Consider the following 15,044-nt stretch of genomic DNA (forward strand, 5'->3'; position numbering starts at 1 on the left):
TACATCGGATGGGACGACAGAGGGACGCGCTCACGGGTACCGCGTCCATAGCGTCGAAGGCATGGAGTTCCTCACCGACATCTTGCTCTCGCTCGTGCAGTCGCCGTGGGTCTTCGTGGTGATCTTCGCCGTCTGCGTCATCGACGGATTCTTCCCCCCGGTGCCGAGCGAGACCGTCGTCATCGCGGCGGCCGCAGCGGGTGCCGCAACGGGCGACTGGGCGATGCTCGTCGGTGCCGTGCTCGCCGCTTCGGCGGGTGCGTTCCTCGGCGACAACATCGCGTTCACGATCGGGCGCACCGTCGGACTCGATCGATGGCGATGGATGCGACGCGATTCCGCCCAGCGCGCGATCGTCTGGGCCCGCGAGGGCCTCGCTCGGCGGGCGACCGTGCTCATCCTGACCGCGCGCTACATCCCGGTCGGACGAGTCGCCGTGAACGTCACCGCCGGAGCTGCCGACCTGCCGCGGCGGCGGTTCGTGCCACTCTCCGCCCTCGCCGGAATCAGCTGGGCCGTGTACTCGGTCGCGATCGGGTTGTTCGCGGGCCAGTGGCTCTCGGGGAACCCCGTTCTCGCGGCGCTTCTCGGCGTCGCCATCGCTCTGGTGATCGGCATCGTCATCGATCGGGTCAGCTCGACCATCGCTGCGCGGCGCGCCCGCCGTGGCGTCGAGACGGTGGCACCGCCTGAGGTGCTTCCGGCTCCGGCGGTGGCGGAGGCCTTCGCCCGGCGCTGATCGGCGAGGCGCCGAAACCGTTCGCGGCGGAGGAGGATGGGAGCATGACCGACTCGTTCCTGACGTTCGAGCTGGAGCACCCGATCGTGCTCGGCCCGTTCGGCGGACTCTCCTCGATCGAACTGACCGCCACGGTGTCGAACCTCGGCGGACTCGGCTCATTCGGCCTCTACGGGTACGACGCGGCCCGCATCGCCGAGACCAGCGCGGCGCTGCGAGCGGCCACGAGCCGGCCGTTCGCGCTCAACCTCTGGTTGCCGCTCGAACACGAGCAGCCGGCACCGGATGCCCCGAGCGAGCCGGTCTCGTTCACCCGCGCGCTCGACGCGGTGCGGGGGTACTTCGACGAGCTCGAGCTGTCGCCGCCGACAGCGCCCGCGTCGCCGGACTCGCTCCTCCCGAGCTTCGAGGAGCAGTGGGCGGCAGTGCTCGAGGCGCGCCCGGCCGTCGCGAGCTTCGTCTACGGCGTGCCGACGGCCGCGGTCGTCGAGAGTGCTCGCGAACGCGGCATCCGGATCGTCGGAACCGCGACGACCGTCGACGAGGCCGTCGCGCTCGCGCAGGGCGGCGTCGACGCGATCGTCGCGACGGGGTTCGAGGCCGCGGGCCACCGCGTCGCGTTCCTCGAACCGGCAGAGGCGTCGCTCGTCGGATCGTTCTCCCTCATTCCGCAGGTCGCCGATGCCGTCGACCTCCCGGTCATCGCCGCCGGCGGCATCGCCGACCGACGAGGCGTCGCCGCAGCCTTCGCCCTCGGCGCGAGCGCGGTGCAAGTCGGCACGGCGTTCCTGCGCACTCGCCAGTCGGCCGCGAACGACGCCCATCGGCGCGCCATCCCCGCCACCGCGGCACACGAGAGCGTACTGACCCGTGCCATGAGCGGGCGACTGGCTCGCGGCGCCGCCAACCGGGCGATCCGCGAGATCGAGGCATCCGGAGCCATCGCCCCGTTCCCGTTGCAGAACTGGCTGACCGGCGCCTTCCGCGCCGAGGCGGGGCGCCGCGGACGCCCCGATCTGCAGTCGCTCTGGCTGGGTCAGTCCGCACCGCTCGCCGTGCGGGTCGAGGCATCCGAGGTCTTCGATGAACTCGCTGCCGGGGTACCCGCATGATCGACCGCTCGGCGCCGCCGAGGCATCCGCTCAGCGCACGACGTCGAAGACCTGCTTGACGACACCGTTGGAGTACGACTCGTGCTCGACGAGGTCGAGCCGCGTGTACGGGTCGCCGGCGCCGAAGAGGCGCTTGCCGTCGCCGAGCAGCAGCGGGAACACGAGCAGGTGGTAGCGGTCGACGAGCCCGGCGGCGGCGAGACCCTGGGCGAGCGTGGCGCTGCCGTGCACGATGATCGGGGCTCCGTCGCCCTCTTTGAGCTTCGCGACGTCATCGAGTGAGCGCAGCACCCGGGTGTTGTTCCATTCCGGGTCCGACAGGGTCGACGAGACGACGTACTTCGGCATCGCGTTGTACTCGGCGAAGTCGTCGACCATCGTCGGCCAGACCGGTGCGAACTCGTCGTAGCTGACCCGGCCCATGAGCATCGCCCCCGCCTCGAGCTGCTCACGGCCCTTGATCTCGTAGGCCTCCTCGACGAACGGCACGTCCTTGAAGGTCCAACCCGCCCGCGGGTGCGACCCGCCGCCGGGCGAGTCGATGACGCCGTCGAGGCTGATGAACTCCGTGACGATGAGGGTGCGCATGAGATGAATCCTTCCGGGGCGGTATTTCCGCTCTCATTCTGGACGTCGAACGGAAGCTCGCGCGATCGACATCCGCGACGGAATGTCTCACAGATCTTTTCGCCTCGTCCGGATGCGCGTGTCGGTGTCGGTGTCGGTGTCGGTGGCCGGGCGTAGCTTCGGCCCATGAGCCAAGTGCGCCCCTTCGAGCTCCATGTGCCAGACGAGGTCATCGACGATCTGCGTGCGCGACTCGCGCGCAGCCGGGTGCCCGACGATTCGCCGCGGCGCCCGCCGTCGGGCATGTCCGCCGCCTACCTGCGCGAACTCATCGACTCGTGGCGTCAGTGGAACTGGCCGGCGCGAGAGGCATGGCTCAACGGGCATCCTCAGTTCATCGCCGAGATCGACGACGCCTCGGTGCACTTCGCGCATCTCCGTTCAGAGCGAGCGGATGCCCCGGCACTGCTCGTCATGCACGGCTGGCCGCACACCTTCGCCCTGCAACTCGACTTCGCCGACCGCTTGCCCGACTTCCACGTCGTCGTCGCGAGCCTGCCCGGGTTCGCCTTCTCCTCGCCGTTCGCGGCCGGCCCGATGTCCGAGAAGCGGCTCGCCGCCACGATGCACGCCCTCATGACCGAGGTGCTCGGCTACGAGCGCTACGTCACCTACGGCGAAGACGTCACCGCGAACGTCAGCGATCTCATCGCGGCGCGGTACCCCGAACACGTGGCGGGCATCGTCGCCACGCACGCGCACTTCCCCACCGGCGAGGAGCGCGAAGCCCTCACCGATCCAGCCGAGCGTGCGTTCTTCGACGACCTCTCTGCGCGCCACGGGCCCGACGGCGCCTACGGACACGTGCAGGCCACCCGGCCCGACACGCTCGCGTTCGCCCTCAACGACTCTCCGGCGGGGCTCCTGGCCTGGCTCGCCGAGAAGCTCGTCGAGTGGAGTGACACCCCGGCCGGCGAACCACGCGCGGTCGAGCAGCGCATCTCGCGAGAGCACATCCTCACCGAGGCGACGATCTACTGGGTCACCCAGACGATCGGGTCGTCGTTCCGCCCGTACTACGAGGGCGCTGACCAGCCCGACCCGATCCCACCCACGTCGGTGCCCGCCGCGGTCTTCATCCAGCGACACGAGGCGGGGTACCCCGAGTCGCTTGCGCGGAGCCACTACCTCGACCTCCGCGTCTTCGACCGGCTCGACGCCGGCGGCCATTTCACCGCGGCCGAGGTGCCCGACGAGCTGGCTCGGCGTGTGCGGCAGTTCGTGCAGTCGCTCGACTGAGTCGGTGGTCGCACGCCGCGGCATCCGCTCTACGATCGCAAGATGAGCGCACCGCGGGAGCCGAGCGAGCCGAACGAGCCCGAAGGGCCGTGGTGGACCGGCGACGACGACATCGGCGGCATCGGTTTCGCCCGGTTCTTCGCGTACACCAGCCTGCTGATGGCGATCGCCGCGCTCGTGCTGGCCGTTGCGGCGCCGCTCGCCGGCGATGCACTGCGCACCGTCTGGATCACGGGCTTCGCGGTGACCGCCATGTGGATCGCCTTCATGGCAGTCCCCCGCTACCGCCGAGAGGGCGTGCGCCCCTCGGCCGCGGTGCGGGTCACGATGGTGCTCGGAGTGCTGACCATCGTGATCATGATCTACGCGTTCGCCGTGATCGCGCTCGCGTCGACGGGCGTGCAGCTGCCGGCGCCGTCGTACTGGTTCGGATCGACGCCCGGCCCGCGCGGCGTCACCATCTGATTCGGTCAGCGACGCTGCGCATGGCGCGCTGACCTCGGCGGGCGCTGCCTCGGGCGTGCGATGGCCACCGACCGCTACGTCGTCGGCACCCAGACCCGCATCGTGGACGGACCGCGATTCGCCCAGTCGTGGTACCTCACGAGCGGCACTGCCGCACCCGCGCCCGTGCGCCGATCGACGAGCGCCACGATGGGCCCGAGCTCGGAGTCCGCCGGCTCCACCGCCGGGTCGACCCGAAGGTCGGCGAGATCGGATGCCTCGAGCGGCGTGCCGACCAGATCGACCGACTCGAGCGCGAACACCTCGGGGCCGCGCTCGACCGTGAGGCAACCGCGCACCGCGTCGACCCGCGGATCCGGCGCCGTGAACCGCGGCCCCACCGGCAGCTCGAGGGTGACCTCGTCTCCCGCGGCGAACGCGCGGGTCACGGAGGTCATTCCGGCACGGCCCTGCGGGTTGGCCGGCCAGACCTGCTCGACGTCGTCGCCGGCCGAACGCACGGTGAGCCGTGCACCCTCGGCCCAGGCCGGCACACGCAGCGACAGCGTCCACTCCCCGCCGGCGTCTGCGAGCACGCGCACCCGCACCGTGCCCTCGCGGGGATAGTCGGTCGAGACCTCGAGCGCGATCTCCCGTCCGTCGTCGAGCCGAGTGCGAATCGTCGATGCCGCGTACTGGTGCAGCTGCACGCCCGAGTCGTCGGCCGTGGCGAGGTAGGCGGAGAGACTCGCGAAGGTGCGAGCGACGTTGGGCGGGCAGCACGACACCTCGAACCACGGCGCCCGCAGCGACGACGAGGCGCGCGGCGACACCTCGTCGGCGTCGGCGGGCGCGCCCGGCCGTCGCTGGTGCAGGGTGTTGGCGTAGTAGAAGGCCGTTCCCTCGGCCGACGGCGAGGTCGCCACGACGTTGAAGAGCGTGCGTTCGATGAGGTCGGCGTACTGCGCATCTCCGTGAGCCAGCAGCATCCGCCAGCTGAACATGATCGACGCGACGCCGGCGCAGGTCTCGGAGTACGCGCGGTCCGAGGGCAGTTCGAAGTCTTCGCCGAACGCCTCGTCCTGATGGTGCGAGCCCTGGCCGCCGGTCACGTAGGTGCGGCGCTCGACGGTGCGGCCCCACTGGTGCTCGAGGGAACCCAGCAATTCGGCGTCGGAGGTCTCGACGGCGACGTCGGCTGCGCCGGCAGCGAGATAGTTGGCGCGCACGGCATGCCCGCGAAGCGTCTCCGCCGCTCGCACCGAGACGTCGTCCTGATAGTACGAACGACCCCACTCGATGTCGCGCAGCGTGCCCCGCCCGTGCCGCTCGACGAAGAGCTCCGCCTGCCGCAGGTAGCGCGACTCGCCGGTCGCACGGGCGAGTTCGGCCAGCCCCACCTCGATCTCGGCGTGCCCGCAGATGCGCTCGAGACCGCCCTCGCCGAACACCTCGCAGACGAGGTCGGCCGCTCTCCGGGCGATGCCGAGCAGGCCGTCATCGGCATCGGGCCGGGTGCGCGCCCGGGCCACCGCCGCCTGGAAGAGGTGGCCGAGGCAGTACAGCTCGTGGCCCCATTCGAGGTCGCTCCAGCGCGGGCCCTGGCCGACTCGGCCGAATCGGGTGTTCAGGTAGCCGTCGGACTCCTGCGCAGCGGCCACCCGCTCGACGACGGCGCGGAACCGACGTTCGAGCTCGTCGCTCTCGCCCGCGGCTCCCCCGGCGGCGTCGCGGCGCCCGATCTCCCACGCGACCGCTTCGAGGTACTTGTACACCTCGGAGTCGGCGAACTCCCGGCCGCGCCGACCCTCGGGCAACGCGCCGGCCGCAGCGAGATCGAAGTTCGCGAGCCACCCCTCGCGCTCGAGCCAGTGCTCGACGTGGGCGAGCGTGTTGCGCCCGTTGACCGACTGGCGTTCGCCCCAGAAGCCGCCGGTGATCGATACCTCGTCGAGCCCCAGCGGGCGCAGCACACCCGTCGTCGGGGCGACCGGAACGGCGTGGGTGGTGGTGGTGGGTGTGGTGAGGGTCATGTTCATCCCTTGAAGGCGCCCGACATGAAGCCGCGCACGTAGTGTCGTTGGAGGATCAGGAAGAGCAGGATGCACGGCAGCGCGAGCACCACGACACCGGCCTCGGTCGCTCCGTAGTCGACGACGCCCTGCGCCTGCCCGCGGAGGTTCGAGATCGCGAGCGGCAACGTCATGCGGTTCGAGTCGTTGATGAGAATGAGCGGGGCCATGAAGTCGTTCCACGCCGCGAGGAACGCGAACAGGCCGACCGTGATCAGGCCCGGCTTCACCGCCGGAATCAGCACCCGCCAGAGTGCCGAGAAGGTCGAGCAGCCGTCGACCATCGCCGCCTCGTCGAGCTCGCGCGGAATCGACTCGAACGAGATGCGCATCATGAACATCGAGAACGGCAGCTGGAACATGGTCAGCACGAGCGCGACGCCCACGAGCGAGTTCGAGAGCCCCACGAGGTTCAGCAGCACGTACAGCGGAATGAGCAGCGTCGCGTAGGGCACCATCAGGATCGCGAGCGTCGAGAGGAACAGCACGTTCTTGCCCGGGAACGAGAACCGGGCGAACGCGTACCCGCCGAGCAGCGAGATCGTGAGCGTGAGCAGCACGGTCAGCAGCGAGACGAAGAGCGAGTTGCCGAGATAGACCCAGATGCCCGCCTGGTAGTTCGCGAGGGTGGCGTAGTTGCCGAAGCCCCAGCCGTCGACCTGGTTCGTGCCGGCGAGCGGCGATACCGACGAGATCGCGGTCCAGATCAGCGGGTACAGGAAGATCAGCGCGAGGCCGGCGGTCAGCACCCAGTACGGCGTGCGCAGGGCGATGCCGGCGAACGAGGTCGACGGATGCCGCGGTGTGCCGCGCCGTGCGCGCGAGCCGCTGCCCGCGGCATCCGTGACGATCGCCCGCGTCGTCGCCGCCGATGCGGTGTCGGTGCTCATCAGTCCTCCGCCTTCTTGCCGAATGCGCGGATCTGCGCGATGTTGATGACGACGAGGGCGAGCAGCACGATCACCGAGAGCGCACCGGCCACGCCGAGGTCGTTGGGGCCCTGGAAGGCGACGCTGTAGATGAGCTGCACGATCGTGATCGTCGAGTTGTCGGGGCCGCCCTTCGTCAGGATGTAGAACTGCTCGAATGCGAGCAGCGAACCCGTGACGCAGAGCACCGTCGTGAGCGCGAGCGTCGGACGGAGCAGCGGCAGGGTGACGTCGCGGAAGGTCTGCCAGCGCGAGGCGCCGTCGATGCGAGCCGCCTCGTACACGTCGTCGGGGATGCCCTGCAGGCCCACGAGCATGAGCAGCATGTAGAAGCCCGCGTAGCGCCACACGATGAGGAAGATCGTCGACCACAGCGCGCCGTCGGGCGTGCCGAGGAAGGTGAAGCCCCACGACGCCATGAGGTCGGCGAACGGGCCGGCGATCGGCGAGTAGATCACGTAGAAGAGCAGCGAGGCCGACGCGAGGCCGAGGGCGCTCGGAATCAGGATCGAGGTGCGCAGCAGGCCCTTCCACCGGCTCGACTCCTGCACGAGCAGGGCGAGGCCGAGGCTGAGGGCGAGCAGGATGACGGTGGTGAGCACCGTGTACTTGAGGGTGAAGACCACCGAGTCGATGAAGAAGCGGTTCGAGATCGCGACCTGGTAGTTCTCGGGGAAGTTCGGGCCCTGGTTGCCGCTGAGCAGCGGCCAGTCGGATCCCGACATCTGGAGCACGAGCAGGAGCGGCAGCACGAAGAGCAGCAGCACGAAGATCGCGGTCGGAGCGGCGTAGAGCCAGCCCGCGAGTGCGCCGTGGGTGCGCCGGCCACGGCGGCGTGCAGGGCGCCGCGCGCCGGACGCGGCGGGTGGTGCCGGCGGTGACGCCGGAGGGTGGAGTGTCGCGGTCATGCGAGGAGCCTTTCGAGGTGGGCACGACCGGCGCTCGGGGGTGCCGAGCGCCGGTCGGTGGTCGATCCGTTACTGCGAGAGCACCGCGGTGATCTCGTCGTTGTCGGCGTCGACGGATGCCCCGTCACCGAGCACCGCGTTGCGCACGAGTGTGAGCCACGGGCTGTTCGGCGCGTTGAAGGCCTGCTGGAAGTTGATCGCCACGGGGGTGTCGCCTGCGCCGGCGACCTCGTTGATCGTGACGAGGCGGGGGTCCTTCGCGGAGAACTCGTTGTCGGCGAGGTCGGCGCGGGCGACGACGTCGTTGTTCTTCGCGAGCACGCCGACCTGCGCTTCCTCGGACATCATCCAGTTGAGGAAGTTCCACGCCTGAGCGGCCTTCTTGGAGTCCTTCGAGATGCCGAGGCCGTCGCCGCCCACGAACGTGGAGGCACCGCCCTCGGGGCCCGGGATTCCGGCCACTCCGGCGTCGAACTCGGTCGAGGAGAGCAGGGTCGCCGGGTAGAACATGAGGCCGACCTTGCCCTCGGTGAAGCCAGCGGTCCAGGTGGGGCCCGCCTCGTCCTTCGACGACGGCAGCACCGCGCCCGAGTCCCACAGGTCCTTCCAGACGGAGTACATCTCCTTGGCCGGATCGCTCGCGAGGAGCGACTCGGTGCCGTCGTCGGAGAGCACCTCTTCACCGTCGGCCCACATGCTCGGGAACCAGGTGAAGACGAGGCATCCGCCGCAGTTCAGGCCGGTCGCCGTGCCGTAGGTGTCGGGCTTGTTCAGCGCCTGCACGGCCTTCGCCGCATCGGCGAACTCCTGCAGGTTGGCCGGGGCCTTCTCGGGGTCGAGGCCCGCTTCGGCGAAGAGCTCCTTGTTCCAGAACATCATCGAGAGGTCGAGCACGAACGGCAGCACGTGCTCCTTGCCGTCGAGGGTGCCGGCCGAGAGGTGACCCGCGTTGATCTCGTCCTTGAAGTCGAGTCCGTCGATCTGGGTCGAGATGTCTTGGAAGAGCCCCTGCTCGACCCAGTTCGGCACGTAGACGATGTCGGCGGCGAAGAGGTCGGGCAGGCCGCCCGAGCCGGCTGCTGCGCCGACCTTCGCGACGTAGTCGTCGTTCGGCACGACCGTCAGCTCGACCTGGTTCTCGTGCGTGTCGTTGTACGCCTCGACGAGAAGCTTGGCCTGCTTCTCGAGTGGGGCGCGAGTCCAGAGCGTCAGCGTCGAACCGTCGTCGACGCCCTCTGCCCCGGCGTCGGCGAGGCTCGACGCCGGCTCCTCGGTGCTCGCGCAGGCGGCGAGGCCCGCGATGAGCGCTCCGGCGGCGAGCACTCCGAGCGCCCGCCGCGTTCGGCCAGTCATGCGTGTCATGTGGATCTCCTCATACTCGTCGTTGAGCGGGCTCGCTGAGCCCGGGGTGCAAGGGCACTCGGTCGGGACTTCGAAAATACCGAAATGCTTTTCGGTACGTTACTCTTGGGATTCGGGCGGCGTCAAGAGCCTCGTCCGGTAACGTTTGCGTCACGAGAAGGGGGTCGCAATGGCGCGGGTCGAAAATAGTGCCGCAGCGGGTCGGCCGGCGACGCTCAGTGACGTCGCACGCATCGCCGGAGTGTCGATCGCAACGGCGTCGAAGGCGATCAACGGGCGCGACGAGGTCGCCCCGGCGACGCGACGACGCGTGCTCGAAGCCGCCGAGCAGATCTCGTTCACCCCGAACCAGCTCGCGCGCAGCCTCCTCGCCGGGCGCACCGGCACCGTCGGGCTGCTCACGAGCGACCTCGAGGGCCGCTTCGTGATCCCCATCCTGATGGGCGCCGAAGACGCGTTCGGCGCCGGCCAGGTGAACGTCTTCCTCTGCGACGCCCGCGGCGACGCGATCCGCGAGCAGCATCACCTCAAGGCCCTGCTCAATCGACGCGTCGACGGCATCATCGTGGTCGGTCGCCAGACCGATCCCCGGCCCTCGCTCGGCCACACCCTGCCGGTGCCGGTCGTCTACGCCTATGCGCCGTCAGACGACCCTGCCGACCTCTCACTCACCCCCGACAACCGCGCCGGGGGGCGCCTCGCAGTCGAACACCTCATCTCCTGCGGCCGCAGTCGCATCGCCCACGTCACCGGCGACCCCTCGTACGCCGCCGCGCGCGACCGACTCCTCGGCGTGCGCGACGGCCTCCAGGCCGCGGGCCTCGAGCTGGTCGGCGACGCGATGTTCTCCGTGTGGTCGGAGCACTGGGGTCGCGATGCCGCAGCGATGCTCCTCGCGCAGCATCCAGAGGTCGATGGCATCGTCTGCGGCTCCGACCAGATCGCCCGCGGCGTGCTCGACACGCTGCGCGACCTCGGTCGGCGGGTACCCGAAGACGTCGCCGTCATCGGGTACGACAACTGGGAGATCCTCGCCACCAATGCCCGGCCCGAACTCACGAGCATCGACGCGAACCTGCAGGAGCTCGGGCGGCTCGCCGCGAAGCGCGTGTTCACCGCCCTCGACGACGAGACCCGCTCCGGCACCGAGCACCTTCCCGTGCGCCTCGTGATCCGCGGGTCGACGATCGCGCGGCGCTGAGGCGACTCCTCCGATCGCTCGCCTACTTGGGCACGAAGACCGGGAAGCCGCAGGCGAACCACATCTGGGCCGCGTACGTCTGCCTCAGCACGCCCTGCTTGATGATGTCGGAGCCGTTGCCGTCGGAGGCGACGTGGTACATGAGCGCGTACAGGGTTCCACTCGACGGAGTGGGCTGGAGGTTGTCGAAGTGTCGTCGGTCGCCGACGTCGAGGATGAAGTGCTCGTCGATCGGCTGCACGCCACCGGGCTCCCAGTTGGTCGCGATCGACACGCCGACCCGGTGGTCGCAGTTGTTGGTGAAGGTGACCGTCGCTCCGAGGTCGATCGTGGGTCCCTGTGCCTGAGCAGGCTGGGCGACCATGAGTCCCGCGGCGAGCAGCGCTGCCGCCGCTGCCCCGGCGAGTGTGCTTCGTGTTCGAGTCTTCATGCTCCGACCGTAGGCTGCGACCGGCTCAGCGTCGATGGGTACCTCTCACCATTCGTGCCCGCCGAGCCTGGAGCAGCGCCCCGAGGCCGGCGAGCAGCACTGCGAGTGGAATGAGGGATGCCGCGGCCGATCCGGTCGACGCGAGCGAGCCACCCGCAGAGACGCGGGCGGAGCCGAGCTGCGCCGTCGGCGGTTCGGGCTCACCCGGGCCACCCGGCTCTGTCACGACGACCTCGAGTTCTCGCGTCGATTCGACGTTGCCGGCGACATCCGTCGACCGGTACGCCACGGTGGTGGTGCCGATCGTCGAGACGACGACGGGTTCGGCACCGATCGCCGCCCACTCGCCGTTCCCGAGGCGCACCTCGGTCGTGGCGACCCCCGAATGCGCATCGCTCGCGGTGAAGGCGAGTGCGACCGGGTCCGAGCCCGGCTCGTCGGGCAGGCCCGCCACGGCCGACTCCGGTGCGATGCGGTCCAGTCGCACCGTGATGCCCCGGCGCTCCGAGACGTTGCCCGCGACATCCGATGCCTCAGCCTCGACGAGGTGCTCACCCGAATCGCCGAGCACCAGCTCGCCGCTCCATTCGACCCACTCGCCGTCGCCGATGCGGGTGCTGATGCGCGGCGACGGGTCGTGGTCGTCGGCGGCGGCCGCGATGATCCGCACGGGATCCCGGTGCCAGCCGCTCGTGCCCGGTTCGGTCTCGACGCCCAGGGTGAGCGTCGGCGGTGCGACATCCGGCTCGGCCACTTCGGCCGCCCATGCCTCGAACTCGAGCATGCCGCTCGAGCCGCCCGCTTCGGCGGTTCCCCACGATTCCATGACCGCGCGAAGCTTCGTCGTGGTCACCGCGCTGAACGCGACCTCGTTGATCGTCTCCGACGAGCGCTCGTAGGCGTCATCGGTCGCCACGTCACGCCATTCGCCCGTGACGAGGTCGACGAACTGCAGCCTCCAGGCCGACGGCGGGATCATCCCCGCCCCCGAGGCATCCGACGAGTCGCGGAAGAAGAGCACCCCTGCTCGGTCGACGGTCACGATGCGGTCCCACTCGAGCTGCACCCACTGCTCGCCGACCATCGGCCACGTGCCCCACGATGCGCCCGACGCGGCACCGTCGTTCACCGCCGTCACGGCGTTCCATGCCGACGTGTACGAGGCCGTCGGAACGGCGAGCGGCGCGATGTTGCCGACCAGCGGCGCGGTGTTCGAGCGGGGCACCGTGACGGATGCCGGATCGGAGAGATTGCCGGCGGCATCCCGCGCCCGCAGGTAGACGACATGCCGCTCGTCGTCGACCGTCACCGGGGCGGTGTACGACGCCCAGCCGGTCGGGGCGTCGACGGCGTACTCGACCGCGGCGACGCCGGAACCGGTATCGGCCGCGGATGCCGACACCGCGCGCGCGTCGATGTCGAACGCACCGGCGACGGTCGGCCGGCTCGCATCGATGCGAACGGCGACGGATGTCTCGGCCGACACGTTGCCCGAGGCATCCGTCGCCCTGGCGCGAACGAGGTGGTCCCCGTCGCCGCTCACCGTCGTCTCGGCGAAGCGCACGTTGTCGCTCGGCTGCCAGGCACCGTCGCCGATCGCGAGTTCGATGCGGGTGCGGAGGTCGCGATCGTCGGTCGCGGTGGCGCGCACCGTCACGGGTGACAGCCACCAGCCGGCGGCACCGTCGACCCCGTCGAGCGACAGCTCGACGGCGGGCGCGACCGTGTCGAGGGTCTCGCCGAACACCTCGAGTTCGCTGAGGCCCACCGCCGCGTTGGTCGAGCCGTCCGACTGGGCGCTCAGCACGAGCCGGAGCCCGGTCGTCACGACGGGGTCGAACGAGACGCGGTTCGGCGCCTCGCGCTCGGTCGAATACCCGTCGGCATTCGACACCTCCCGCCACTCCCCGTCGACGAGCACCTGCGCGATCCAGGATTCGGGAACCGCGATGCCGTCGCCGGAATCCGGCCCGGACTGGTCGCTCCAGAAGTGGGCACCGACGCCGTCGACCCGCACCGGCTCGGGCCAGCTGTAGCCGACCCAGCGGCTCGCCGGACGCTCGGCCGACCACGTCGCCCAGACGGCATCGTTCGCACCACCGGTGTAGACGATGGCGCCGTCGTTCAGGGCGCCCACGCGGTTCCAGCTCGCGGTGGACTCGGCCTCCGGCGTTCCCGCAAGCGCGAGGTTCGCGCGCCACGGGTTCTCACCGAGCACGGTGACGGTCGCCGTGGCGGCACCGGCCGCGTAGCCCTCGACGAAGCCGGTCACCGTGAATTCGCCGGCGGCCGCCAGGTCGACCGGGTCGACCGGATCCCAGTGCACGGCTGCGCCGATCGTGTCGTCGCCGTACTCGAGCGAGACCGTGTCTGGCAGCTCGGGCTGCACGCCGACGACGGTGCTGACGGTGACGGGAGCGACGCCCGTCGGCTGCGCGGCGTGCACCTCCCATTCCTCGACGGCGAGCGCGGAGTACTGCGGCGGACTCGCCACGTTCGGCGCGGCGTTCAGCACGGCGCGCAGCCGGGAGGTCGTCACGGCTCCGAAGCTCACGTCGTGCACGGCGGTGGTCGAGGTCGGGTAGCCGCTCGGGCTCGGCACGTCGTGCCACTCGCCGTCGTTCCAGTACTGCAGCAGCCACGACGAGGGGTCGGAGACGCCGTTCCCCGTGCCGGGCGCGACGTCGCGCCAGAACTTGATACGGGCACGGTCGACCCGTACCGGGGTCTCCCAGTCGTACTGGATCCACTGCTGCGCCGGGCGCGTGCCGGTCCAGCTGCCCCACATGTCCGGCGGCAGCGGGTTCGGCCGGATCAGTTCGTCGTTGAGCGACTTCATCCAGTACTGCGTCGGAATCGGCTGGTTCGACGCCGACACGGTGGCCCACGGTGCCACGTTCGACCGCGGCGTGAGGTCGGGTCCGCGCTCGGGCGTCGTCGTCACCGGCAGGATCCGTGCCGGCGAGACGGAGTCGTCCCATTCGAGGTGGTCGATCGCGACGGATCGACGGAAGTGGTTTCCGCCCTCCGCATCGGCCGTGTGATAGGCGATGAGCCACTCGCCGCCGAACTCGGTGATGGCCGGATGACTCGTGGTCGACGAGACCGGCGCGAGGATGCGCCCCTGGAAGGTCCATGGCCCGGTCGGGTTCGGCGCCGTCGAGTAGGCGATGCACGCGTGGTAGTTCGCGGGGGTGCAGGAGCTCGTCGGACCGGCGTTGTTCGCGGCATACGCGAGGTAGTACGTGCCGTTGCGCTCGAACAGCCACGGGGCCTCGAAGAAGCCGGTGATGCCGCTCGCGATGTTCGCGGGCGAGCCGACGAGCGTCTTCATGTCGGCGGCCAGCTCGGTCGACATCAGACGACCGAAGCTGCCCCAGTACATCCACACCCGTCCGTCGTCGACGAGCACGGTCGGGTCGATGTTGTGCGCGTCGTTGCCGAGGATCGCCTGGGAGACGATGGGCCCGCCGGCATGGTCCGTCCACGGCCCGAGCGGCGAATCGGCCACGGCGACTCCGATGCCGAACTTGTCGGGCGAGGTGCTCTCCGCCTCGTGCACCGGCACGTACCAGTAGAACCTGTCGTCGCCGCCCTCGACGACCTGGCCCGCGTAGGCGCGCCCGGGCGTCGCCCAGTCGAAGACGTTCTCGGGGCGCATCAGCGAAGGGTGGTGCTCCCACGCGCCGCCATCGACATCGGTCGTGGAGAAGGCCTGCCACTCGTTCATGATGAAGTCGTTGACCGTGGCCTCTGCCTCATCGCGGCCGGCGAAGACGTAGAGCGTGTCGTCGACCACGAGCGTCGCCGGGTCGGCCGAGTAGACCGAGCCGTCGCCGATGATCGGGTTCTCCGTGGCCGCCGTCGCCGGCGCCGCGGGAAGCACGGCGAGCAGCAGCGCGCCGATGGTGCCGAGCGCCGTCGAGACGGTGGTGGTGCGCATGCCTGGCATGTGGTCTCCTTCGACCGTGGTGACGCGGG

General features: G+C 70.1%; 12 protein-coding genes. 5 read left to right on the forward strand and 7 right to left on the reverse strand.

From position 1 onward, the window contains the following. Positions 1-61: 61 nt before the first annotated feature. On the forward strand, positions 62-739 hold the full coding sequence (locus tag AC6CH0_RS02525) for a DedA family protein (RefSeq protein WP_498098106.1): 678 nt from the start codon (positions 62-64) through the stop codon (positions 737-739). Between the two features lie 44 nt (positions 740-783). Next, a complete protein-coding gene (locus AC6CH0_RS02530) occupies positions 784-1,851 on the forward strand; it encodes an NAD(P)H-dependent flavin oxidoreductase (protein WP_498098107.1) in 1,068 nt (355 codons plus the stop codon). Positions 1,852-1,881: 30 nt separating this feature from the next. Here the strand turns inward: AC6CH0_RS02530 and AC6CH0_RS02535 are convergent, their stop codons facing one another. Next, positions 1,882-2,439: a dihydrofolate reductase family protein gene (locus AC6CH0_RS02535; RefSeq protein WP_498098109.1), complete on the reverse strand. Its 558-nt coding sequence runs from the start codon at positions 2,437-2,439 to the stop codon at positions 1,882-1,884. A gap of 165 nt (positions 2,440-2,604) precedes the next feature. Between AC6CH0_RS02535 and AC6CH0_RS02540 the strand changes: the two genes are divergently transcribed. After that, entirely contained in the window at positions 2,605-3,717 is a 1,113-nt protein-coding gene (locus AC6CH0_RS02540) for an epoxide hydrolase family protein (RefSeq protein WP_498098111.1), read from the forward strand. A gap of 42 nt (positions 3,718-3,759) precedes the next feature. Continuing rightward, positions 3,760-4,182 carry a hypothetical protein gene (locus tag AC6CH0_RS02545; RefSeq protein ID WP_498098112.1) on the forward strand — a complete coding sequence of 141 codons (423 nt, stop codon included), beginning with the start codon at positions 3,760-3,762 and terminating at the stop codon, positions 4,180-4,182. Between the two features lie 74 nt (positions 4,183-4,256). On the opposite strand, the gene AC6CH0_RS02550 is transcribed toward AC6CH0_RS02545, so the two are convergent. The 4 genes from AC6CH0_RS02550 to AC6CH0_RS02565 form a co-directional block, all read right to left on the reverse strand. Next, entirely contained in the window at positions 4,257-6,194 is a 1,938-nt protein-coding gene (locus AC6CH0_RS02550) for a glycoside hydrolase family 127 protein (RefSeq protein WP_498098113.1), read from the reverse strand. 2 nt (positions 6,195-6,196) lie between these two features. Then, a complete protein-coding gene (locus AC6CH0_RS02555) occupies positions 6,197-7,123 on the reverse strand; it encodes a carbohydrate ABC transporter permease (RefSeq protein ID WP_498098115.1) in 927 nt (308 codons plus the stop codon). Further along, positions 7,123-8,070 (reverse strand): carbohydrate ABC transporter permease, encoded by a 948-nt coding sequence (locus tag AC6CH0_RS02560; RefSeq protein WP_498098117.1) that lies wholly within the window; start codon positions 8,068-8,070, stop codon positions 7,123-7,125. Before AC6CH0_RS02560 ends, AC6CH0_RS02555 begins: the two co-directional genes overlap by 1 nt. Before the next feature lie 69 nt (positions 8,071-8,139). Then, entirely contained in the window at positions 8,140-9,432 is a 1,293-nt protein-coding gene (locus AC6CH0_RS02565; RefSeq protein WP_498098118.1) for an ABC transporter substrate-binding protein, read from the reverse strand. Between the two features lie 169 nt (positions 9,433-9,601). Between AC6CH0_RS02565 and AC6CH0_RS02570 the strand changes: the two genes are divergently transcribed. Beyond that, complete coding sequence (locus AC6CH0_RS02570) at positions 9,602-10,633, forward strand: LacI family DNA-binding transcriptional regulator (protein ID WP_498098119.1); 1,032 nt, start codon at positions 9,602-9,604, stop codon at positions 10,631-10,633. Positions 10,634-10,655: 22 nt separating this feature from the next. On the opposite strand, the gene AC6CH0_RS02575 is transcribed toward AC6CH0_RS02570, so the two are convergent. Together AC6CH0_RS02575 and AC6CH0_RS02580 are read right to left on the reverse strand one after the other, a co-directional pair. Further along, on the reverse strand, positions 10,656-11,063 hold the full coding sequence (locus AC6CH0_RS02575) for a hypothetical protein (RefSeq protein ID WP_498098121.1): 408 nt from the start codon (positions 11,061-11,063) through the stop codon (positions 10,656-10,658). A 25-nt stretch (positions 11,064-11,088) separates the two neighbouring features. Continuing rightward, entirely contained in the window at positions 11,089-15,015 is a 3,927-nt protein-coding gene (locus AC6CH0_RS02580; RefSeq protein WP_498098122.1) for an OmpL47-type beta-barrel domain-containing protein, read from the reverse strand. Positions 15,016-15,044: the final 29 nt, after the last annotated feature.

This window comes from Agromyces sp. GQ35 (assembly GCF_059758475.1).